At 68.7% G+C, this 1,891-nt stretch carries 1 protein-coding gene; it reads right to left on the bottom strand.

The features are described 5' to 3' along the window. Nucleotides 1-213: 213 nt before the first annotated feature. Nucleotides 214-1,891: outer membrane protein assembly factor BamB family protein (locus tag AOK22_RS36275; RefSeq protein WP_244165253.1), on the bottom strand; the 1,678-nt coding region annotated here is incomplete at its 5' end.

Genomic DNA, 1,891 nt, shown 5'->3' with positions numbered 1-1,891 from the left:
CAGTTCCCCCAGGCCCCCCGGCCCTCCATCTCCCGGAAGCTACACGCTTGTTCGACGTTGCGCGCCCCCTACCGGCCAGAAGCGGCCCGGAATGCCGAAATCCCGGCCATTCAGGGGTGATTGGGCGCACCGAGTGGTACACGAAAGACGGCGGCCGCCCCCTCGTGCGCCGAGGGGGCGGCCGCCGTGCGTGGCCCGCGGTGGGGCGCCGCGCTACTTCGCGACGAAGCCGATCGCCACGTACTCCTTCTCGCCCTTGGACAGGGGCTTGCTCAGCAGCTTCTTGCCGAGGAACAGGTGCCCGTTGCCGTAGAGGAGTTCGTTGGACTTCGGGACCATGCCGCTGATCGCGTCGGTGACCGCCTGGGAGCCCGGGGTCTCCAGGAGCTTGGTCTCCTTCATCGTCTTGCCGTCGAGCGAGACGACCTGGGCGCCCTTCTGGTAGCCGTGCGCCTTGTACGCGAGGACGTTGCCGCCGTCCATGCGGATCGGGAAGATCTCGCCGTTGTCGCCGGCGACCGCGCGGTCGCTGGTCGGCTTGCCGGTGGCCAGCGAGAAGGACACGATCTCGTTGGTGCGGTTGTAGCTCTCACCGCTGCCGTCGTGCTGGCGGGTGGGGACGTACAGCCGGTCGTTGCCGACCGCGATCGCGCGGCAGTCGTTGACCATGTTGACGCCGCAGTCGTGGTCGTACTTGCCGTCCTCCAGCGAGATCTTGGTGCGCAGCTTGCCGTTGCTCCCGAGGGAGAAGACGTCCGTCACGCCGGAGGCGGTGATCTCGGTGGTGTCCTGGCCGAAGACGACCGGGTTCGTCGAGATGATCTTGGCGTTGTCGACGCCGGGGGCGATCGGGTACGTCCACTTGTCGTCGCCGGTCTTCGGGTCCAGGAGCTGGACCTTCAGCTTGTAGTCGCCGTACGTGCCGCACTTGCGGACCGCGACGAGCTGGTCGCCGCCGGCGTAGCCGACGTCCTGGCACTTGCCGACCTTCGGCGTCCACAGCGACTTGCCGGTGACGTCCCAGGCGGCGCCGCCGCTGGAGGTGCCGGCGCCCGCGGCGATCGTGGTGCCGGAGATGGTGACTTCCTTGAACGTCGCCTTCATGCCGTTGGTCTCGGCGCTCTCGGTCCAGAGCTTCTTGCCGGACTTCAGGTCAACCGCGGAGACGTTGGTGCACTGCTGGTAGTCACCCTTCTTGTTCCGCTTGGCCTCCTCGGTGACGACCGCGGCGATGCCGTCCTTGGTGACCTCGCGCGACATCGCGCAGGTCATGCCGGAGAGCGGGATCGTCCACTTCTTCTTGCCGGTGTCGGGGTCGTAGCCGTTCAGCTCGTTGACGCCCGCCTTGGCGTAGATGTCGTCCGTCAGGACGGAGCCCGTGGCGGTCCAGATCTGGTCCTTGGGGATCTCCGGCTGGGGCAGCTGCATGAGGACCTTGGCCGAGGGGTCGGCCGGGGCCTTCTCCTTGGCGTCGCCCTGCTGGGGCAGCGCGTCGCCGCCCTCCCCCTTGCCGTCCTTGCCCTTGCCGCCCTTGCCGGACTCCTGCGCGGTGGTCTTCGTGTCGCCGTCGTCCTTCGACGTCGCGTAGATGACACCGCCGCCGACGATCAGCGCGATCGCGACGACCGCCGCGACGATGATCGCCATCTGGCTGCTGATCTTCTTCTTGCCCTCACCGGGACCACCGCCCGCGGCCTGCGGCTGCATCGGCATGGTGGGGGGCTGCGGCTGGTACTGCTGCTGGTAGCCCTGCTGATAGCTCTGCTGGTACTGCTGCGGCTGGGCGGGCTGGCCGGGCTGCCCCGGGTAGCCGTAGCCCTGCGGCGGCTGAGGTGCCTGCGGTGCCTGCGGGTAGCCGTAGGTGGGCTGGCCGGCCGGGGGTGCCGGCGGG

Origin of the sequence: Streptomyces silaceus (assembly GCF_001419745.1) — a bacterium.
GTDB lineage: Bacteria > Actinomycetota > Actinomycetes > Streptomycetales > Streptomycetaceae > Streptomyces > Streptomyces silaceus.
Note: the sequence above shows the minus strand (reverse complement) of the source record. Positions and strands in the feature narration are given on the sequence as shown.